Origin of the sequence: Flavisolibacter ginsengisoli DSM 18119 (genome assembly GCF_900129295.1) — a bacterium.
GTDB classification, from domain to species: Bacteria; Bacteroidota; Bacteroidia; order Chitinophagales; family Chitinophagaceae; genus Flavisolibacter; species Flavisolibacter ginsengisoli.
In genome coordinates, this window is record NZ_FQUU01000011.1 from 119,850 (window position 1) to 140,674 (window position 20,825).

21 protein-coding genes and 1 tRNA gene are annotated in these 20,825 nt (G+C 39.8%); 13 read left to right on the forward strand and 9 right to left on the reverse strand.

What is annotated here, in order from left to right; translation table 11 throughout:
* Positions 1 to 36 precede the first annotated feature (36 nt).
* Positions 37 to 1,230: an MFS transporter gene (locus BUA53_RS13505; protein WP_072835916.1), complete on the forward strand. Its 1,194-nt coding sequence runs from the start codon at positions 37 to 39 to the stop codon at positions 1,228 to 1,230.
* Positions 1,231 to 1,243: 13 nt separating this feature from the next.
* Here BUA53_RS13505 and BUA53_RS13510 read toward each other — a convergent pair whose 3' ends face one another.
* Entirely contained in the window at positions 1,244 to 1,606 is a 363-nt protein-coding gene (locus tag BUA53_RS13510) for a rhodanese-like domain-containing protein (RefSeq protein WP_072835917.1), read from the reverse strand.
* Between the two features lie 229 nt (positions 1,607 to 1,835).
* Between BUA53_RS13510 and BUA53_RS13515 the strand changes: the two genes are divergently transcribed.
* The gene (locus BUA53_RS13515) at positions 1,836 to 2,171 is read left to right on the forward strand and encodes a hypothetical protein (RefSeq protein WP_139256439.1); all 336 of its coding nucleotides are present in this window, start codon (positions 1,836 to 1,838) and stop codon (positions 2,169 to 2,171) included.
* A gap of 622 nt (positions 2,172 to 2,793) precedes the next feature.
* On the opposite strand, the gene BUA53_RS13520 is transcribed toward BUA53_RS13515, so the two are convergent.
* Both BUA53_RS13520 and BUA53_RS13525 read right to left on the reverse strand, forming a co-directional pair.
* A complete protein-coding gene (locus tag BUA53_RS13520) occupies positions 2,794 to 3,288 on the reverse strand; it encodes a hypothetical protein (RefSeq protein WP_072835919.1) in 495 nt (164 codons plus the stop codon).
* Between the two features lie 300 nt (positions 3,289 to 3,588).
* The gene (locus BUA53_RS13525; protein WP_072835920.1) at positions 3,589 to 4,458 is read right to left on the reverse strand and encodes a DUF5602 domain-containing protein; all 870 of its coding nucleotides are present in this window, start codon (positions 4,456 to 4,458) and stop codon (positions 3,589 to 3,591) included.
* 217 nt (positions 4,459 to 4,675) lie between these two features.
* Here BUA53_RS13525 and BUA53_RS13535 point away from each other — a divergent pair, with 217 nt between their 5' ends.
* The 11 genes from BUA53_RS13535 to BUA53_RS13580 all read left to right on the forward strand — a co-directional run bounded on the left by BUA53_RS13535 (position 4,676) and on the right by BUA53_RS13580 (position 14,680).
* Complete coding sequence (locus BUA53_RS13535; protein WP_072835922.1) at positions 4,676 to 5,242, forward strand: helix-turn-helix domain-containing protein; 567 nt, start codon at positions 4,676 to 4,678, stop codon at positions 5,240 to 5,242.
* A 106-nt stretch (positions 5,243 to 5,348) separates the two neighbouring features.
* Complete coding sequence (locus tag BUA53_RS13540) at positions 5,349 to 7,778, forward strand: heavy metal translocating P-type ATPase (RefSeq protein WP_072835923.1); 2,430 nt, start codon at positions 5,349 to 5,351, stop codon at positions 7,776 to 7,778.
* 90 nt (positions 7,779 to 7,868) lie between these two features.
* On the forward strand, positions 7,869 to 8,081 hold the full coding sequence (locus BUA53_RS13545; RefSeq protein WP_072835924.1) for a heavy-metal-associated domain-containing protein: 213 nt from the start codon (positions 7,869 to 7,871) through the stop codon (positions 8,079 to 8,081).
* 32 nt (positions 8,082 to 8,113) lie between these two features.
* Complete coding sequence (locus BUA53_RS13550; protein ID WP_072835925.1) at positions 8,114 to 8,590, forward strand: DUF3347 domain-containing protein; 477 nt, start codon at positions 8,114 to 8,116, stop codon at positions 8,588 to 8,590.
* 31 nt (positions 8,591 to 8,621) lie between these two features.
* Positions 8,622 to 11,168, forward strand: coding sequence for a multicopper oxidase domain-containing protein (locus BUA53_RS13555; RefSeq protein ID WP_072835926.1), 2,547 nt, complete (start codon positions 8,622 to 8,624; stop codon positions 11,166 to 11,168).
* Between the two features lie 245 nt (positions 11,169 to 11,413).
* Positions 11,414 to 11,743, forward strand: a complete 330-nt coding sequence (locus BUA53_RS13560) for an ArsR/SmtB family transcription factor (RefSeq protein ID WP_072835927.1) — start codon at positions 11,414 to 11,416, stop codon at positions 11,741 to 11,743.
* 160 nt (positions 11,744 to 11,903) lie between these two features.
* Positions 11,904 to 12,095 (forward strand): hypothetical protein, encoded by a 192-nt coding sequence (locus BUA53_RS21050; protein WP_139256440.1) that lies wholly within the window; start codon positions 11,904 to 11,906, stop codon positions 12,093 to 12,095.
* Between the two features lie 19 nt (positions 12,096 to 12,114).
* Entirely contained in the window at positions 12,115 to 12,570 is a 456-nt protein-coding gene (gene arsN2 / locus BUA53_RS13565; protein WP_072835928.1) for an arsenic resistance N-acetyltransferase ArsN2, read from the forward strand.
* 13 nt (positions 12,571 to 12,583) lie between these two features.
* Positions 12,584 to 13,666 carry an ACR3 family arsenite efflux transporter gene (arsB, locus tag BUA53_RS13570; RefSeq protein ID WP_072835929.1) on the forward strand — a complete coding sequence of 361 codons (1,083 nt, stop codon included), beginning with the start codon at positions 12,584 to 12,586 and terminating at the stop codon, positions 13,664 to 13,666.
* Between the two features lie 9 nt (positions 13,667 to 13,675).
* Complete coding sequence (locus tag BUA53_RS13575; RefSeq protein WP_072835930.1) at positions 13,676 to 14,449, forward strand: metallophosphoesterase family protein; 774 nt, start codon at positions 13,676 to 13,678, stop codon at positions 14,447 to 14,449.
* Positions 14,450 to 14,461: 12 nt separating this feature from the next.
* A complete protein-coding gene (locus BUA53_RS13580; RefSeq protein ID WP_072835931.1) occupies positions 14,462 to 14,680 on the forward strand; it encodes a T9SS type B sorting domain-containing protein in 219 nt (72 codons plus the stop codon).
* A 136-nt stretch (positions 14,681 to 14,816) separates the two neighbouring features.
* On the opposite strand, the gene BUA53_RS13585 is transcribed toward BUA53_RS13580, so the two are convergent.
* The 6 genes from BUA53_RS13585 to nagB all read right to left on the reverse strand — a co-directional run bounded on the left by BUA53_RS13585 (position 14,817) and on the right by nagB (position 20,717).
* Positions 14,817 to 15,752 carry an NAD-dependent epimerase/dehydratase family protein gene (locus tag BUA53_RS13585; RefSeq protein WP_072835932.1) on the reverse strand — a complete coding sequence of 312 codons (936 nt, stop codon included), beginning with the start codon at positions 15,750 to 15,752 and terminating at the stop codon, positions 14,817 to 14,819.
* A 490-nt stretch (positions 15,753 to 16,242) separates the two neighbouring features.
* Positions 16,243 to 16,316: transfer RNA gene (locus BUA53_RS13590), tRNA-Arg, on the reverse strand.
* 59 nt (positions 16,317 to 16,375) lie between these two features.
* On the reverse strand, positions 16,376 to 17,149 hold the full coding sequence (locus tag BUA53_RS13595; protein WP_072835933.1) for an SDR family NAD(P)-dependent oxidoreductase: 774 nt from the start codon (positions 17,147 to 17,149) through the stop codon (positions 16,376 to 16,378).
* Positions 17,150 to 17,158: 9 nt separating this feature from the next.
* Positions 17,159 to 17,974, reverse strand: coding sequence for a phytanoyl-CoA dioxygenase family protein (locus tag BUA53_RS13600; protein WP_072835934.1), 816 nt, complete (start codon positions 17,972 to 17,974; stop codon positions 17,159 to 17,161).
* A 70-nt stretch (positions 17,975 to 18,044) separates the two neighbouring features.
* Entirely contained in the window at positions 18,045 to 18,710 is a 666-nt protein-coding gene (locus BUA53_RS13605) for a phosphatase PAP2-related protein (protein ID WP_072835935.1), read from the reverse strand.
* 90 nt (positions 18,711 to 18,800) lie between these two features.
* Positions 18,801 to 20,717, reverse strand: a complete 1,917-nt coding sequence (gene nagB / locus BUA53_RS13610) for a glucosamine-6-phosphate deaminase (protein WP_072835936.1) — start codon at positions 20,715 to 20,717, stop codon at positions 18,801 to 18,803.
* Between the last annotated feature and the right edge of the window lie 108 nt (positions 20,718 to 20,825).

Genomic DNA, 20,825 nt, shown 5'->3' on the forward strand with positions numbered 1-20,825 from the left:
GTTGGGGTAACTGGTGCCTTACATTTGCAGGCTTATATGAGAACAGACACACTCAAGCCCTGGCAGGTATTATTTATGGCGCTATGCACGGGATTGATCGTTGCTAATATATATTATTGCCAGCCCCTGGTAGTTTTGATAAGCAAGGAATTTGGAGTGGCCGAAAGCAAGGCCGGCACCATTACTTTTTTCACCCAGATAGGCTATGCCCTTGGCTTGTTATTATTTGTGCCCCTTGGTGACATGCTGGAAAAGAGAAAACAGATCATTTTTACAACCTCGCTAGCAGTTGCCGCTTTGATCATGGCAGCATTGTCATCTTCATTGCTGATGCTAAATATTGCCGCTGTCCTTATAGGATCTACTTCCATTGTACCACAATTAATCCTTCCGCTTGCCGCCCACCTTTCGCCCGTTCACAAAAGAGGAAAGATCATAGGAACTGTTATGAGCGGTTTATTGATCGGCATCCTATTATCCAGATCATTTAGCGGTTTTATTGGTGCCTGGCTGGGATGGAGATCTATGTTCTGGATAGCAGCTGTCATTACCTCAGTTTTATTGGTAGCCATGAGCTTGATTTTTCCGAAGGCTGAACCACAGTTTTCAGGGACATACGGTTTACTGGTGAAGTCACTTGTCACGTTAATTAAAAAAGAACCCATACTTAGGGAAGCATCAATAATTAATGCGCTTACCTTTTCATCCTTTGGCATATTCTGGACAACAATGGTTCTATACCTTTCCAATGCACCTTTTCATTTCCAGTCAGACAAGATAGGGTTGTTTGGCCTTGCCGCCGTGGCCGGAGCCCTGATCGCGCCGTTAATAGGAGGGACTGCAGATAAGGGCAATCCAAGAGTGACCATTGGTTATGGACTAGTGATAATTGGTGGTGCTTTTATTTGTTTTTATACTATAGGAACAACTGTTGCGGGGATGGTGGTTGGTATCATACTACTGGACCTGGGACAGCAATCTGTGCATGTGTCAAACCAGGCAAGGGTGTATGCCCTACAGCCTGCTGCCCGAAACCGCCTGAATACGGTTTTCATGACTGTTAGCTTCATCGGAACATCCCTGGGATCGGCTATAGGTTTGTGGGCCTGGGACAGGGCTCAATGGAATGGAATATGTGCAGTAGGAGCAGTGTCAGTAACACTTGCATTAATAGTTTATGGAGTAACCTACAAGGGCAAACGCATGGCTATTACCGGCACTTCCAAATAAGATCAAGGATTCATTATTGTTCAACAGCGGCTCCTGCATCTTTCCATGCTCTCCAGCCACCGGCCATAGAAAATACGTTGGTGTAGCCCATCTTCTGAAGATTATAAGCTGATAGCACACTGCGGAATCCACCTCCGCAATACAAAATTAGTTCAGCGCTTTTATTGGGTATCTTTTCTATAATATCTCTTTCAATGATGCCCCTTCCAAGGTGAATGGCATTCGTTGCATGACCCGCTTCCCATTCATTATCCTCTCTTACATCTATCAGCAAAGCTCCGCCATGTTGTTGCTGCTGTGCTTCTTCCACAGATACTTCTTTTACCTGGCCTTTTACTTCATCCACTAATTGCAGGAACTCGGGTGAGTGTTTCATTCAAATGGGGTTTAACTATTACAAATCCTTGATAAAATTTCCTTACAAAGGTAGCATTTGCCGGTGTTAATAATTTAGGCTGAGCCTTGCGTTTATCCCTGGTACATAACTGGTAAATATCTGTAAAGCACCTTTCATCCATCTTATCTATAGCACAATCAAAAAAGGAATAACTTAATGATACCGCCACTACTTTTCTACCTGGGAATAACTCATAAAACACCTGCTAATGCGAATGATACTATTATTCCTGGTATTTCCTTTAATGATAAATGCCCAGGTAAACCGCTCTGCCAGCCAACTGGCACAGGAGAATATCCAGGATTACCTGAGATCTAAGCTCTTCAAAGACCAACCTTATCATCCCGAAAGTTTTGGTGAGCTTAAGCCCCTTAAGGAAGATCATTCTGAAACTTCATGGATCATGGAACATAAATTCCAGGTGGCTGAAAAGGTGAATAAGGGAAGTTTGAAACCTGTTTCTTTAGATAACCATGAATACTGGTTCTTTTTTTTCCTGGACAAAAAAATGCGCGTCGTCAAAGCAGAGAGCATCCAACAATAACCTCCTTACTAAGGTTGAATAACTCTATTTGTTTAACCCAGTTTTGCTTTACTAAAGCAACTTAATCGGTGTGCAAATCAAAGGCATTCACACCTTTCATTTAAAACCATAATTACTTCATGGAATTTATCCGGAAACCAGGTAAAAGTTGTTTGGTGCAGTGCGCGGAAATAACCCAAATTGCTTACAAAGCAATAGATATTCCAAACATATTTCATACATCAGCCATAGATGTCCCGAGGATAAGCCGACTCTATAAGTGTCGGCTTATCCTCGGCTTATCCTCGGGATATCCTCGGGATATCTTCGGGATATCTCCCTTTTTCCAATAAGGAAATTTGGGCTGGATTTGACAATTTTTGTACAGGATTTTATTCCGGAAGACAGTTATTCTACCGCAACGCGATAGATGTCGTTCAAGAGAAAATATTTGTAAATAGTTGGAAATAAAGCTTTGAATGATCTAATTGCATTTTTAAAAACCAGGTTATTTATAAGCCGTAAATAATAAGTTCTCTTTTACCAGATAAAAAAGGATGAAAAGGACTCTCTTTCTGGAGAGCTAGCGGCATTTTTAATTGCATAATGCCTGGTAAAGAAGACCCTGATGGAAAGTAATTTCCTAATCATATTTTATTGCCGGGTATCCCAGGAGCCTGCGCCATAATGCCAGTTGACCGATCATATTGGCTTCCCTGTAAATGGTGAAACTGATTAAATCATAATAGGTCATTTTCATTCCACCCGTATCCACCTCGCTATTCAGCTTTTGATCATCAATGCTCACCAGCGCATGGCGTGCTTCAGGTGTAATACGTTCCCAATCCTTAAGGTATTCATCATTGGTTGGATATTGCACTCCTGGCTGTATACCCTTATTGTTTTTAAACAGGTCTTCGCCGGTTTGTCTCTGACCAGTTCCTGTTTCAGAAGCCATTAAAAAACGTTGTTGAACTAATGCACCCGCCAGCCATGCAGGATGATTAGCCTGTGTATTCAACCTGTTATGCATATTTTCTGCTGAAATCCCATCTAATGCTTTAGCAAAAAAGGTTGTATGATAATCAAATAGAGTAAGAAACCCCTGCATCCTTGTACTGGCTGTATTCTTTTCCATTCTAATTCTTGTTATATAATATAAAAGTACGTTGGTTATGATAAATTTTCTTTATCCTGGTTGATGCTTGTAAGCATATAAATCCTTAAATCAGTTATTTTATTTAGACATGATTATATAAAGAAAGGCATGCTAAAACCGGCTTTAGGTAAACCCAGCGAAACGGAAAACTGCAATGTTAGAATGGTGGAAGCTCCAAAGACTGATAAAAAAAGGAAACAGAATCAATAACAAAGGCTCCTTTAAAGGGAAGGAGCATTTGTTGAATTATATATTTAAGCTACCCTTGCAATTAGTAATTTATCTCCATATAAAATCATTCAAACTAACGTATATCCTTTCATTGGCAGCATTTGTCCATATAGAATAGGCGCTTGGGTAATAAGTATTTGAAGGAGAGAAATGAATAGGTTGGGGAATCTCCTTTGATACTGTTACACCTGAAAGTAAAAATGATCGTGTGATCATGGGTTCTATAAAGATTACTTCTCCATTATTAGAACCATATATCATAGTATAGGTGAATGGCGCCATTGTCGGGGGTAATTCAGGTGAATGTGGATCCAGCCAATGAGTGCCCATTTGGGGCACAGTAGCACCTTGGATAACATAGGAAGCTGGAAGGTACCCTGCAGGTGGAGGAGTATTTGGAATGCCTGTAATGCTCATTTGTTCTTCAAGGCTGATTTTATAAAAATGCATATCAAAATGCGGAACATCATAAATGTGCTCAGGCTCATGTCCGTGTGGATTCCAGTTGATGACAATGTGATCAAATGGAGTAACCGCCTGCGCTTTCTGATGTAGTGGTAAAACAAACATGCTGGCAGCCATATCCATAGGGTCGTCAGTTAAGCCATTCATCGATTTTCCTGTGAATTCTATACCAATGGCTAAAGGTTTATTATCTCCACGACTTATATTGATCCACGAACGTGCATGTCCGTTACCCATTTGCACTGCAGGCCCATAAAATGTATTGTAATCCTGCACATTTGCCCTGGCTGCAGAAGAAAGTAATGCAGCTCCAGGTATAATGACCTTTTCTGTAGCTGACAGAGTTTCCTGGCTGGCTACCACTTCTTTTTGAACTTGTTTTTGACATGAGGTGATCGTTAATAAGCTTGCTGCAAGCATAAAAAACCCTTGCAGGTGATTCATCCGTTTCATAATTGTTTACATTTTTTGATTAAGGAAATTTGAAGTTTTCCAGAAAGGAGTGTGGCAGTAGCTTTAAGAAAGTGCGGAAGAATATGAATATAGTCAACTTTTCTTACACAACAGATAATATATAATTTAAACGAACCCTTATATAAGGCCTTATGGAACTCACTGGCTTCTCTTATCTGCATGCTTCTCTTAAGGGTCAATTCATAACTTTGCTTACATGAAGCTCATTATAAAAAACATGGTTTGTCCCCGGTGCATAACATCTGTAGAGCAACTCTTAGAGAAAAATAATTTGAAGGCTAAATATGTACGACTTGGGGAAATAGAGCTAATAAAAGAGCCGGGAAAAGACAAATTACAACGCTTTGCAGCAGATTTAGAGCAAACAGGTTTTGAATTGCTTGATGATCAAAAGATGCAATTAATAGAGCAGGTGAAAAATCTTCTTATTCAAAAAGTGCAAACGGGTAATATAGAGGAACATTTTAGCTTAAGCAGATACTTTAAAGATAAAATATTCAAAGATTACTCATCCATAAGCCGGCTGTTTTCTGGTGTAGAAGGTATCACCATTGAACAGTTTTTTAATCTTTTGAAAATAGAGAAAACCAAAGAGTGGATTATGTACAACGAGCTATCGCTTAGCCAGATAGCCTTCAACCTTGGTTACAGCAGTACCCAGCACCTTTCGAGCCAGTTTAAAAAGCTAACCGGTATGACACCCTCCCAATTCAAAAATCTTGGAGCACTTCACCGTATGCCCCTGGATGGTGTAACCGAATAATATTCGTTTATATCATAGGCACAATTATATGTACATCTTTTTCAAAAGGATGTAATATGGAGCTATTAGTTTCGTCAGACCTTTGTAGGGTTAAAAAAGACGAAAGATGAACAAAGAAATAAGCACAATCAATCTCCCTTTGGCAGGCGTTGAAAGCGAACACTGTGCCCTGATTGTTGACAAAGGATTAAGCAAGGTAGAAGGCATAACAAGCCACAAAGTTGAATTGAATAATAACAGGGCTGTGATTACTACAGATGATGAACCCGAAACAGTTCAGAAAGCTGTAAAGGCAATCAGGGATTTGGGCTACGATGTGGATACAGTAAAGAAAACATTTCCTGTGCTCAACATGAGCTGCGTATCCTGTGCCAGCAGTTCGCAAAGTATCCTGGAGAATACTCCAGGCGTTGTGCACGTTGCAGTAAACTATGCCAATGCTACAGCCCAGGTAGAATATATACCTACCATTACAGATCCGCAAAAGTTAAAAGCAGCATTGCAAAGCATAGGATATGATTTAATGATTGATGAAACCGAAGAAGCAAAAGATGCCCTGGAGGAAGTACACAAGAAGAAATTTGAAACACTGAAAAGACGAACAATTGGTTCCATAGTGCTTTCAATTCCATTAGTGCTCATCGGGATGTTTTTTATGGACATTCCCTATGCTAACTATATTATGTGGGCGCTTGCAACACCTGTGGTACTCATATTCGGAAAACAATTTTTTATTGGCGCCTGGAAACAGGCAAGGCACCGTTCGTCAAATATGGATACATTGGTAGCACTGAGTACAGGAGTTGCCTATTTGTTTAGTGTTTTTAATACAGTTTATCCCGCATATTGGCATAGCAAAGGTTTACATGCCCATGTTTATTTTGAAGCAGCGGCCGTGGTCATTGCTTTTATTCTTTTAGGTAAAATGCTGGAAGAGAAGGCTAAAGGGAATACATCATCAGCAATTAAAAAGCTAATGGGCTTACAACCCAAAATGGTAACGGTTGTACATCATGGTAGCCACCAGGTGGAAATGCCAATTGCATCCATAAAAGTAGGGGATGCATTGTTGGTAAAGCCAGGTGAGAAAATTGCTGTAGATGGTAACGTTAGCACAGGCACCTCGTTTGTCGACGAAAGCATGATCAGCGGTGAACCAATACCTGTGGAAAAAAAACATGGAGATAAGGTGTTTGCAGGAACCATCAACCAGAAAGGAAGTTTTCAATTCATTGCAGAAAAAGTAGGTGGGGACACCGTATTGGCTCATATCATTAAGATGGTGCAGGAGGCACAGGGTAGCAAGGCGCCTGTTCAAAAGCTGGTAGATAAAATTGCCGGCATCTTTGTTCCTATTGTTATGCTCATTGCCATTCTCAGTCTTGTTGCCTGGGTAATATTGGGTGGTGAAAACGGTTTTACACAAGGCTTATTAGCTCTCGTTACGGTCCTGGTAATCGCCTGTCCTTGTGCATTGGGGTTAGCTACTCCTACAGCTATCATGGCTGGAGTTGGAAAAGGTGCGGAGAATGGCATATTGATTAAAGATGCAGAGAGCCTGGAACTTGCCAAAAAGGTAAATGCTATTGTATTGGATAAAACGGGAACCATCACTGAAGGCAAACCAGAAGTTGTTTCTATTCATTGGAAGGAAGGTGCACAAATTGAGGATCTATCTCATTTACTATTCAGTATAGAACAACAATCAGAGCATCCTTTGGCTGAGGCCGTAGTTCGTTATTTTAAGCAAAAAGCTGTTCAATCCATCCCTCTCGGTCATTTTGAAAGTATAACTGGAAAAGGCGTCAAAGTAGAATATGCAGGCAATAATTATTTTTTGGGAAGTCCTGTTTTATTGAAATCTGAAAATATTAATATCGAACCTGCTATGCAACAAATAGCCAATGAGTGGCTGAATAAAGCGTATACGGTTATTTGGCTGGCTGATGCAACGAATGCCCTTGCTGCAATTGCAATTGCTGACAAGATCAAAGAGTCATCTGTTCAGGCTGTAAAGGCTTTGCAGGAAGCGGGCATAGAGGTATATATGTTGACAGGGGATAACCAGTTTACAGCAAAAGCCATTGCAGCACAAATAGGTGTAAACAATTACAAAGCAGAAGTATTGCCGGCAGACAAGGCAATATTTGTAAAACAGTTGCAGCAACAGGGAAAAATAGTTGCAATGGTAGGCGATGGCATTAATGACAGCAATGCATTGGCACAGGCTGACGTGAGCATAGCTATGGGCAAAGGATCTGATATTGCAATGGATGTAGCCAAGATGACAATTATTTCTTCTGACCTGTCCCGCATACCTAAAGCTATAATCTTATCAAGGAAAACAGTTGCTACCATAAAACAAAACCTGTTTTGGGCATTTATTTACAATGTAATTGGAATACCTATTGCGGCCGGAGTTTTGTACCCATTTACGGGGTTTTTATTGAACCCTATGATAGCAGGTGCAGCAATGGCCCTGAGTAGTGTAAGTGTGGTATCTAACAGTTTGCGGCTGAAATGGCTTAAGCTGTAGGAATTCATTTAAGTATAACAGTTTTACATAATAATATAATAGCTCACCCAAGGTAATCAAGGAACTTTATAACATTAAAAAGTAAAAAGTATGAAAACAATAGAACTAAAGACGAATATTATGTGTGGCTCATGTGTGGCAAAAGTAACACCTATCTTAAATGAAGTGATCGGTGAAAACAGGTGGAAAGTTGATACGGCAAACCCCGGGAAAGTATTGACAGTAAACACCGAAAGTCTTGATGAAGCTACAGTAATACAGGCAGTGGAGAAGGCAGGTTATATAGCTGAAAAACTTTCCTAAATATAATAATTCCAACAAAAACATTAAAAGCAATGAAAAGAATTTTCTCAATCATAGCGGTGCTAACTATTGTTAGTAGCCATGCAGGTATAGCACAGAATTCCATAAATGACAATCAATTATCAAAGCTTCTGTCGGGCTACTATAGCATTAAAGATGCTCTGGTTTCAGGCAATGCTTCGACATCAGCAACCAATGCTGCAGCTTTTGCAAAAATTGCCAATAGCATTGATTATAAAATTATTTCAGAAGGCAATATAACAGCATTAGTGCAAGATGCCGCAGCAATAGCGACAGCTAAGGACCTGAAAAAACAAAGAGAAGTTTTTGCTAACCTCTCAAACAATATGGCAGCAGTGGCAAAGGCGGTAAAATTATCCGTTCAACCTATATATCAGCAATATTGCCCAATGAAAAAAGCATCCTGGTTAAGCAGTGAAAAAACAATAAGGAATCCTTATTTCGGGAGTGCCATGTTAAGCTGTGGTGAATTGGCCAATACTTATTAAATAAAACGACCGAGGGTGTAAAGGATATAAAATGAAAGCGATTTATGTAATACTACTCCAGATTTTATTTGTTGCAACTGCATGGTCCCAAGCCACAAAGGTTATTTACACCTGCCCCATGCATCCGGAAGTAAAAATGGATAGGCCAGGCAATTGCCCTAAATGTGGTATGACACTTGTGAAAAAAACGATCAAAGTTGCATCGAAAAAACCGGTAACCAGGCAAGATCCCAAAACCAATAAGCCTGTTGTAGCGGAAGAAAAAAAGGTACCAGAGATTGCCAGAACTTCGCCAGCCCAGGAACAGCCGGAAAAGACTGATACCTCTGGGAAAACATATGCAGGAGCCACTGTAAATATGTTGCCCGGTAAGACTGTTATATATCATTTGTATGTAACTGATACAATAGTAAATTACACTGGCAGCAAAAAGCACGCTTATGCCATCAATGGTTCATTGCCTGCACCTACCTTGTATTTTACGGAAGGTGATACTGCAGCAATTTATTTGCACAACAACTTAAAGAAAGAAGAAACATCCTTGCACTGGCACGGGGTCATTCTTCCTAACCGGTTTGATGGTGTGCCATATCTCACCACTAAAAGAATAGGGCCGGGTGAAACACATCTTTATAAATTTAAAGTAGTACAGAACGGCACATATTGGTATCATTCACATACAGCCCTGCAGGAGCAATTGGGCATGTTTGGCGCTTTGATATTCAGGAAACGCAATGAATCAAATAAGCAGTTAATTAATGCGGCCAATTTTAATAATACAGACTCTAATCATGTGAATGTCGTATTAAGCGATTGGTCTGATGAAAATCCTAAGCAAACACAGCGAAGGTTTAGAACGGGTAATGACTGGTTTTCAATTCAAAAAGGTAGTACACAGAGCTATGGTGAAGCGGTAAAGGAAGGGCATTTTAAAACGAAATTGGTAAATGAGTGGAAACGGATGAAAGCAATGGATGTAAGCGACGACTGGTATCAAAAGTTCCTGGTAAACGGCCAGCCGCAAGTAGCAATGCCTCAATATAAAGCAGGAGATAAGGTTAAGCTTCATATTGTCAACGCGGGTGCATCCACATATTTCTGGTTGCAATTTGCTGGTGGTAAAATTAGTGTTGTTGGCAATGACGGAAATGATGTGGAACCCGTAGCAGTGGACAGGTTAATTATTGCACCTTCTGAAACTTTTGATTTGGAAGTAACTATTCCAAATGACATGAGCTATGAATTTAGAGCTACTTCCGAAGACCGAACCGGTGCGTCATCTCTTTGGCTGGGCAAGGGCATGAAAATGCCGGCTTCTAAGCTAAAACGTCTCAAATACTTTGAAGGCATGAAGATGATGAACAACATGATGCGCACAAATGGTACAATGAACGATATGGGCATGAAGATGAGCAACCAGACAATGGATATGAACAGTGTTATGTACCCGGAAGTCGCAGGCAGCATTGAAGAAGAAGACACTACGCCGATAAATCATTCTGAGCATGCCGGTATGGATGACATGCAAAGCATGAACAGCAATACCGGGCCGGACATGGTAACACTTAACTACGCTATGCTGCGTTCGCCCTTTATAACAGCCTTACCCGACGGACCTATGAAACAGTTACATTTTAACCTCACCGGCAACATGAACCGCTATGTGTGGACGATTGATAATAAAACTGTAAATGAAGCCGACAGGATATTGATCAGGCAGGGCGAAAACCTGCGTATCATAATTAAAAATAATTCTATGATGCGGCACCCCATGCATTTACATGGTCACGACTTTAGGGTAGTGAACGGGCAGGGTGACTATGCGCCTCTCAAAAATGTACTGGACATTATGCCGATGGAAACAGACACAATTGAGTTTGCGGCCAACCAGGAAGGGAATTGGTTCTTTCACTGCCATATACTTTTTCATATGATGGCAGGAATGGGAAGGGTATTTACATATGAAAATTCACCAGTTAACCCTGAATTGACAGATTCCCGCGCCGCATATAATATGTTTAAGAGAGACAACAACATGTATCACCTGATGGCCAAAGTGGGTTTGGAAAGCAACGGAAGTGATGGCGAAGCAATGTTGTCATCAAACAGGTACGCATTGCAGGGACTTTGGCACCTGGGTACAAATCCCCATCACGGCTATGAAGGTGAAATATCCCTGGGCAGATACATAGGTGTTAACCAGTGGTTGTATCCATACATTGGTTATGATTATCATTACAAGAAAATGGATGCCACCGAAAAGGATGGTCATGATTATAAAAATCTGTTCGGACAGGTTAGCAATAAAAACAACCGTAGCACATTTACAGTTGGTTTACAATATACCACTCCATGGCTGATGTTGGCCGATGCCAGGATAGATGGAAATGGAAAACTGCGTTTTCAATTAAGCAGAGAAGGCATTCCCATTACACCACGATTGCGGTTCAACCTGATGGGCAATACAGATAAGGAGTACATGGCAGGCTTTCAGTACATTATAAGTAAATGGATGGCCCTATCTACTCACTATGATAGCGATATGGGATTGGGAGCAGGCATTACAATAACGTATTAGCAAAAAAGACCTGGAGGGAATAAATGTTAGGCAATTGTTTATTCTTAATACTGACAAATAAAGAAAATTTTATTAGGGGATTGCAAACAGTTAGAAATGTATAAAACCCGGAATAGCTATTCTCTATTTTGTTAGGTAATGTCATTTTTTTATTATTCAGTTGTGATTCGTATCAATGGTTTCTACTTTTTTTAATAAAATATTTTGGTAGTTATTCTTCTTATCGTAATATTGCGATATAAGTTATGGGAGCAACTAAATCATACGAGTTCAGTACAAAGGAAAACAGGTTAGCCAAATATGCAAAAGCCCTGGGCCATCCGGCAAGAGTTGCCATATTAAAGTTATTGGCAACAAAAGAAAATTGCCAGTGTGGAGACATAGTAGAAGAGCTGCCACTTTCGCAAAGCACCATTTCCCAACACCTAAAGGAGTTAAAGGATGCAGGACTGGTAAAAGGAGCAATTGATGGAGCAAAAGTGTGTTACTGTATTAATGAAAAAGAATGGAAAGCAGCTCAAGTGTGGATCAACCAATTATTTGATAGCTATAAAGGCTGCAATGAATGTTGTTAGATTTTTTTTGTTCATAGTCATCGTAATATTCCGATAGTACGTAAAAACAATTAACAATAAAACGGATAAAGTAGTTGTAAGATAAAGCCCTGTTTCGGTCCTGAACTTTGTACAAGGGGTTAATTAAAATCCTAAATCATTAAATAATAATACATAAGCCATGAATACTTCACATCTTCAAACTGAAAACGAAAATGCACAATGCTGTGTGGATTATTGCAGCACAACCTACAATGTTACCGGCCAGGAAGTGGTAAACAACTATCGTTGTAGCCAACAACGTATTTCTACCGCTAATTTGTGGAAATTAAGGAATAACAAAAGAGAGTTTACCATCAGAACAAATTTTTAATAAGTCCCTTATCACACTTATGCGAATTATTAAAGCTACAGACCAGAGTCGTAATGAGATAATCAATCTTTTAAAATCAAACAACCTTCCTGCAGGAGATCTGCCTGAAGTATTGGATGAGTTTTACACAGCCTTGGATGGACAAAGGATTGTTGGTTTAATAGGCATGGAGCGGTACTCTCATTATGGCCTTCTTAGGTCTATGGTTGTTCATCCCGAGTACCGGAATAAACAAATTGCAAAAAAGCTGGTTCAGTTGTTAGAACAAAAAGCAGCCAGTTCAGGCATTATCACTATGTACCTTCTGACTGAAACCGCTGAAAAATATTTTATCAGGAATAATTACCAACTGATAACAAGGAAAGAAGTTCCGGAGGCATTATTCCGGTCATCAGAGTTCAGCCATGTTTGTCCCGTAAGTGCAACGGTCATGAAGAAAGAACTGCAAAGACAATTCACAACAGTAGTACAATAACATTTAGGTAATTATGTCAGCAAACGACTGTGCCCCGGCACTTGAAAGAAGGCGGTTAAGTTTTTTAGACAGGTATTTAACTCTTTGGATATTCCTTGCTATGGGTGTAGGCGTAGCCATAGGTTATTTCTTTCCTTCTTCCTCCTCATTTATCAATTCATTCTCTTCCGGCACAACAAACATTCCTTTGGCAGTTGGATTGATACTTATGATGTACCCACCATTTGCCAAGGTAAGGTATGAGAAGCTGAAAGAAGTATTCAGGAACACAAAGGTTTTAGGAATGTCACTGCTATTGAATTGGATCATAGGACCTATTCTTATGTTCCTGCTTTCCATTGTGTTTCTGCATGGCTACCCCGAATATATGGTGGGACTAATTTTGATTGGCCTTGCACGATGCATTGCTATGGTAATTGTATGGAATGAACTGGCAGGCGGTAGCAGGGAATATGCAGCAGGACTGGTAGCCTTAAACAGCATCTTCCAGGTATTGCTTTACAGCGTTTATGCTTATGTATTTATTACATTGCTACCACCATTGTTTGGCATCTCGGGGTCCCTGGTAAACATCACTATTGGTCAAATTGCAAAAAGCGTATTTATTTATCTTGGTATTCCCTTCGCAGCAGGAGTGCTGACAAGGCTCGTTTTACGACATAAAATGGGTGATGAGTGGTATTCTAAGAGATTCATTCCTTTTATTTCTCCCATTACCCTTATATCACTTCTTTTTACCATCGTAGTCATGTTCAGCCTTAAGGGAGAGCTGATTGTGCAAATACCATTTGATGTAATCAGGATAGCCATTCCATTGGTTATTTATTTCGCTATCATGTTCCTTCTTAGCTTTTTTATTGGCAGGAAAATGGGAGCAGACTACTCAACAAATGCCTCAATAGCTTTTACAGCAGCGGGTAATAATTTTGAATTGGCCATTGCGGTAGCTATAGGTGTATATGGAATCAACAGCGGACAAGCCTTTGCCGGTGTCATTGGACCATTGGTAGAGGTGCCTGCACTGATTGCATTGGTAAATGTTGCATTCTGGTTAAAAAAGAAATATTACACTAAAGCACAATTGCAAAAAGCCTAAGATCATTTTATGAGGATAGCACTTTTCAGCGATATACATGCCAACTTTCCAGCTTTAGAAGCATGTTTTAAGAGTATTGAAGGTCAAAAACCTGATGCCATTTATTGCCTTGGAGACCTGGTGGGTTATAACATCTGGCCCAATGAAGTGATTAACGAGATAAGAAGAAGAGGTATTCCCACCATTGCCGGCAATTATGACCAGGGTATAGGTTTGAGGAGTGATGAATGTGGCTGTGCTTATAAAACAGAAGCTGAAAAGGATATGGGCAAAATATCCATTTCCTATACAAATTCTATTGTAAAGGAGGATGAACGAAATTATTTAAGAACCTTACCTGCACACATCAAAGTGGAGTTCCAGTTAAATCATGATAAAATAAATCTTTTATTGGTTCACGGAAGTCCCAGGAAGATCAATGAATATTTGTTTGAGGACAGGGAAGAAAAAAGCCTGTTGCGAATTATGGAACAAGCAGATGCAGATATTATGTGTTTCGGGCATACACACAAGCCCTATCACAAGGTATTACCAACAGAGGAAAGAGAAAATACACATTACCGTCATGCCATCAATATCGGTTCTGTTGGAAAACCAAAGGACAATAATCCCAAAGGTTGCTATGTAATGCTGACAATTAACCATAATAGCAGTATTTTAAACAAGGACACTGTGCAGGTAGAATTTATCAGGTTCCAATATGATATTGAAAAAGCAGCAAAGGCAATTGAGGAAAGTCCATTGCCCAACGAATATGCTGATATGCTGCGAAAAGGAGGGTAGTACTCCTGGTAAATGTGTTGTCTTGCGGCCTTTACACCTAATCATGACGGCAAGAATGAAACGTTTGCTCCGAAAATGAATGGTTGCCGTGTGGAATCACTTCGTTTTATGATTTACGACAGGTGGGGAGAACTGTTGTTTGAATCAAATCAACCGAATGTAGGATGGAATGGCCTATATAAAGGAATACTTCAACCTGAGGATTTTATGTCTATTACTGCTGCTATATAACGGACGATGGTGTTTCAAGGCAACAAAAAGGAACCTTTATTCTTATCAGGTAAGGCCATTCTTTATTAATGTACTATTCAGACATTATAAGCACATAAACAAGAGGATCAATGTTTTTTAATTTGTTATGGTCAACTTAAGGTTGAATTGTTTTCAAATAATCCATCATGATTTTTATTCCTTCCCTGGGCGTTGTGGCATAGATACCAAACTTGTTTTCAAATTTGCTGCTGTCAAACACATAATCTATTTCATTTTGATACATCATCTCCGGAAACTCTTTTAGCTCAGGAGTAAATAAGCCAAGGATAGATAACATCCCTGTGGGAATTTTTTGTAATCGTGGAGCTACTTGCAGTTCGTTTGCAATGAGCTCAATCCATTGCCTGTTGGTTAATGGTTCTTTAGTAGTAGGTAAATGCCACACCTGGTTATACGCATCCGCAGTGTTGCCAAGCAAAGCAGTGGCCCGCGCTGCATCTGGTGTAAAAGTATATGTATGTATCTTGTCAGGATTTCCAAATACCATAGCCTTTTTGCCTTTAAGCAAATTTTTAGCAGCGGTTTCTGCCAACATACTTTTACTGGTATCTGGCCCATAAAAATCCGCCGACCGGGCAATGATCGCCTGGAGATTTCCCTGCATTACTTCATTTGTGATCATTTCATGAAGTTGTTTTCGTATCATACCTTTTTTACTGGGAGGGTCAAGAGGAGCAGCTTCCGTCATATGTGGAATGGCTGATTTTGCATACATATATACATTATCAAAAAACACCAGCCTTGACCCATGCAACTTACATGCATCTATAACCGCCTTCAAAAAAGGAGGCCATACCTTTTGCCACACTTTAAAACTATAATCAAAACCTATGGTTATATATACGACTTCACTACCAGAAATAGCCCTGTCAATCTTATTGAATTGTTGAACATCTAGCGGATATAAGTCATCTGATTCATTTACTTTTTGGGGATGCCGGCTCACCAGCTTTAACTGATTTGTATATTTATTTAATTCTTTTGCGAGTGGCAGGCCTATAGTACCACCCGAGCCAATGATTGTTTGCATGACATTTTGGTTGACAGGCTTAAAGCTTATCACTTTTTACCATATTGAATCCAAAGATAGTTATGAATTCATGGAAAGGTTTCGAGATATCATTCAACCCTAATCTGGCAACATTATTGGGAAAATCTGCAAACCCGAATTGAGAGTATTTAATCAACAAAGCATACAATAATCAACTGTTTCTTGTCTTGATAAATTCTATAATATCACAAGATATCCAGGCTATTATATTAAAGGCAAATATGCCTAAACAGAGGTAGAGGTTCATAGGAATATTGGTTTATACCAAATTAAGTACCTGAAGGATTTTATGCAAGAGAAATTACTTATTCAGGAGCTTCTTTTTAAGCAATTAAGCATTAGTACTTATTCGTTTTAAACTATTTTCTTATTATAACGAAAGATTGGTAATTAAAAATCAGGCATGGGCAATGAGCAATATGTTGAGAAAGACATAAAAAAGGTTCTACTGTTTGTAGAACCTTTAGTGTGACCCCGCCAGGATTCAAACCTGGAACCTTTTGATCCGTAGTCAAATACTCTATTCAGTTGAGCTACGGGGCCATTTATTTCGGGTGGCAAATATAGGGGAAAAAATAAAAGGAAACAGTTCGATCAGGATCTTATTGATAAATTTTTGCGGAAGCTTTCTCAATTGTTTTTTTAGGTAGCAGCCAGGCCAGTGCCGCACCTACCTTATTCAAAAATCCTGTAATAACTTCCGTTTTTCCTTTAAACATTGCATTAACAGCAATTTTGGCTACTTCAGCAGGCTGCATATTAAATTTTCCAGCCAACTCAAGGCCTTTGGCTCCTATATTGGCACGTTCAACAAAGGAAGTGTCTGTAGCGCCAGGACTAACACATGTAACCGATACTGTCGTGCCTTTAAGCTCAAGGTGCAATCCCCTGGAGAACTGTAATACAAAAGATTTGGAAGCTGCATAGGCACTTAGAAAAGGAACAGCCTGGTAGGCTGCAGAGGAAGCTATATTCAATATATAGGCCCGTGAATGTTTTTTTAAATCTGGTAGAAAATGATAAGTCATTTCAACTACTACATTCATATTTAGCTGCATCATGTTCAGGTGTTCTTCCAGCGAATATTTGTCAAAAGCTCCGCTCAAACCATACCCTGCATTATTTACCAATATATTCACATCATATCCATTCGACCTGCACCAGTTAAAAACCTGCAGAGGGGCGTTGGGGGCTGAAAGGTCCAATGAAAGGTAATGGCAATTCACTCCATACTCATTCCGGATATTCTCAGAAAGGGAGCGGAGAAGTTCTTCATTCCTGGCCACCAATAAAAGATCCGTTTTTCTAGAGGCTAATTCAAGGGCAATAGATTTCCCTATGCCTTTACTGGCACCTGTGACTAAAGCAAATGACATGTTATAGGATTAATTCTGAACAGTTGACGCAAATCTATGGTAGAATGGCGTTTTGCTGTTTTTATCTTTTGGCATATACTTCCCTGTAACAACAGGAACATACATAACACGGCGGCGGCTCTTTTCACCAAAATATGGTGATTGCTGCACGCGGTGCCATAAACGGCCATCATGCACGGTAAGATCGCCGGCCTCAATGTCAAGACCTACTTCACGAGGATCAGGCTTATGGTCGATAAAGTATTTTTTACCAAACAATAAACGCAGCATTCCCTGCTTATGAGTACCCGGTAGAACTCTTAAACCACCGTTTTCAAAGGGAACTGTGTCCAGGTGGATGCCTACGTTAAGCATAGGCATAATACGCTGACCTAGGAAAAGATCCCTTGGGCTATCTGTATGCCAACCCATTTGAGAGAAAGCACTATTAGGCGTGCGTATATAATTATTTAAAACAAGTCCGTCTTTTTCATCCTCACCAATACGGCCTTCATATGGACGTACAAGGTCAGTTAAGGCTTGTAAACGGGGGTCCTGTAAGAACTCATGTAAAATAGCGCTGTGCTGCGATACAAAGCAAAGCCTTTGTATGACTTTATTGTCATGCTCATCCTTTCCAAATTTTAAAGGAATTCCATTGACCTTATCAAGGCCTGCATCTAACCACTCTTTTTCTATTCTCTGGGTCTCTTTAAGAAACAGATCTACCGTTTCTTTGGTAATGAACTTCTTGAAAATGATCAAACCATTCTTATCGAAAAAATTCAATTGTTCTTCCGTCAATTTATCCGTAAGAGTGTAATTTGGTACCTGCAGTTTGTTCATGGCTTGTACTTTTTTTGTCCTTTCAAGGTATTTAAGTGTGTGAATCAATTATTCTTTCTCCTCTAACCTGTTAACGTTCAATCGGTTCTATAATTGATATTGGCTTCGAATTTACAATTTTCTTTGCTATGTAAAAGCAAATGATTGTAAATACCGGGGCAGCAATGACATCAATTGTATAATGTACATGCTGAACCAGCACTAAAAAGCCAATTGCAATAGTACAGAAAAGTGCTATCAGCTTATCAAGTTTTCGACGAAAACATAAAAAGAATAGACACTGTGCCGAGGTATGTCCGGAATAAAATAGGTCTTTTGTTATGAATGATTTACCATAAAATGAATTGGAAATAGGATCAATAAGTGGTATCAGGTTATGAGGAGGGTCCAGTGGAACCAGGGAAATAGTGATAAACCGGCTAGCAGATAACAATATGAAACCATACATGAACGTGAGGAACAAGGTAGGGCTTTGGACACTTCTTACCAGGAAAAAAATGGTTATAGACCATATAATAGTAAAAATGGGAATGGAAACATCCCTGGGTTGAAGCTGGTCTAATACCCAGTCATTGAGCACTTCGCCATCCCTTAATTCAATATGCTGAAAGAAAAAGGGGAAGCTTACGAGTACCACACCTAACAAAATGATACCTACATACAACCTGATCTTAAAGGCATCATCCTTTAAACTCTCCGTCCATGAAGGTTCTTTATAGGTTGGTGATAGATCCACTGGAAATTTTGTGCAAAATAAAAAATGACCCTGATAAACACGTCATTAGATGTTTATCCTGCATCACATTTAGTCTTTATTTAGCTTAAATCAATAACTCCACCGCACAAACGCTTCAATAGCTGCATAATGGGTTAAACCTAACTGGGCATATAGATTGGCAGTGGCCGCATTTCTTTCTTCTGCCCGCTGCCAAAATTCCCTTGAGTCACTTCCCTGGAAAGGCACCATATCTTTTTGAGACTGGTGAATAAAAATACCATAGCGCTTTTTTAATACCTGGTCCGGGCTCATTGGAACAGCCATTTCTATTTCATCGATATTCCATTCCTGCCAGGCACCCTTATACAACCATAGCCAGCAATTTTTAATCCATGGGTCACCCGCAGCTTTAATTCGCTTTAATGCTTCCAGCACAACGTCCAGGCATACCTTGTGCGTTCCATGGGGATCGGCAAGATCGCCAGCACAAAACAGCTGGTGGGGCTTGATTTCTCTTAATAATTCTATCGTCAACTCAATATCCTTTTCTTCCATTGGTTTTTTTTCAATGGTGCCGGTTTCATAAAAAGGGAGGTTCTGAAAATGTATGTTCTTTTCAGGAATGCCTACATACCTACAGGTAGCTCTTGCTTCACATCTCCTGATCAAGCCCTTGATGGAACGGATCTGCGGTGTATCTATGCTATTGGTTTTCTTTCTTGACAGGTAGTTCCTTACTTCATCCAGAATTTTTTCAGATCTGTCATTATTGATTCCAGCAATGTCCTCGAAACCAACAGCAAAATCCAGGAATCTTGTTACAAATTCGTCAGTTACTGCAATGTTTCCAGAAGTCTGGTAGGCTACATGCACATCATGTCCCTGGTCTCTCAGGCGTTGAAAAGTACCACCCATACTGATAATATCATCATCGGGGTGAGGGGAGAATATAATCACCCTTTTTGGAAATGGTTCAGACCGTTCAGGATGAGTTGGAAGCTGGGCATCGGGTTTGCCACCTGGCCATCCCGTTATAGAATCTCTTAATAAATAAAAAACCTGGAGGTTGATCTCGTATGCATCGCCTTCTTCCACGATCAGGTCTCCCAATCCAAACTCGTTATAATCGTTATTAGTCAATGAGAGAATAGGTTTTTTAAGCTTAAGTGCCATATTAACCACCGCTTTTTTGATCATGGCAGATGTCCATTCAATTTCGCCCGTAAGCCAGGGAGATTTGAACCTGGTAAGGTCTGATGCAGCCACATGGTCAACAATAAAAGTGCAATCACTATGTTGCTGCAGTAAGCTTGCTGGCACACTTTCACTAACAGCGCCCTCTACAGAGCGTTGAATCACTTCAGATTTGGAAGGACCCCAGGCAAGCAATATGATGCGCTTGGCTTTTAAAATAGTGCTTATGCCCATGGTAATTGCTAGCCTGGGCACTTCCGAAATATTGGCAAACTCGTAGGCATTGGCAAGGCGCGTGGAATTCTCCAGGTTGATTAGCCTTGTTTTTGAATAAATGCTGGAGCCGGGTTCGTTAAAACCAATGTGACCATTATTACCTATCCCTAATACCTGCAGGTCAATGCCGCCGGCCTCTTCTATTTTTTTCTCATATTCCGCACAATGTTTTTTTATCTCCTCCTTTGGTAATTCACCATTGGGTAGGTTAATGTTTTTCTTATCAATGTCAATATGGTCAAATAAATGCCTGTGCATATAATTATTATAACTCTGCCAGGCATCTTTTTCTAAAGGATAGTACTCGTCGAGGTTAAAGGATATAACATTTTTAAAACTTAATCCTTCCTCTTTATGCATACGTACCAATTCTACGTACAGGCTTTTTGGTGTAGAGCCTGTTGCCAACCCTAATACACAATTCTCATTTTTTGATTGTTTATCTCGGATAAGCCTGGCGATTTCTGCGGCGGCAAATTTTGATCCTTCTACAGCACCATCAAAGATCTTTACCGGGATTCTTTCAAACGCGTCTATTAAATTAATATCTGTCATTTCAAATCAAACATTGGTTTTGGCTGCTAAAGATACGGGTGTAGAATATTTTTTTATGTTAGCATCCTGTGGTTGCATATTTGTAAATATTTTCATTCCTATGAATAA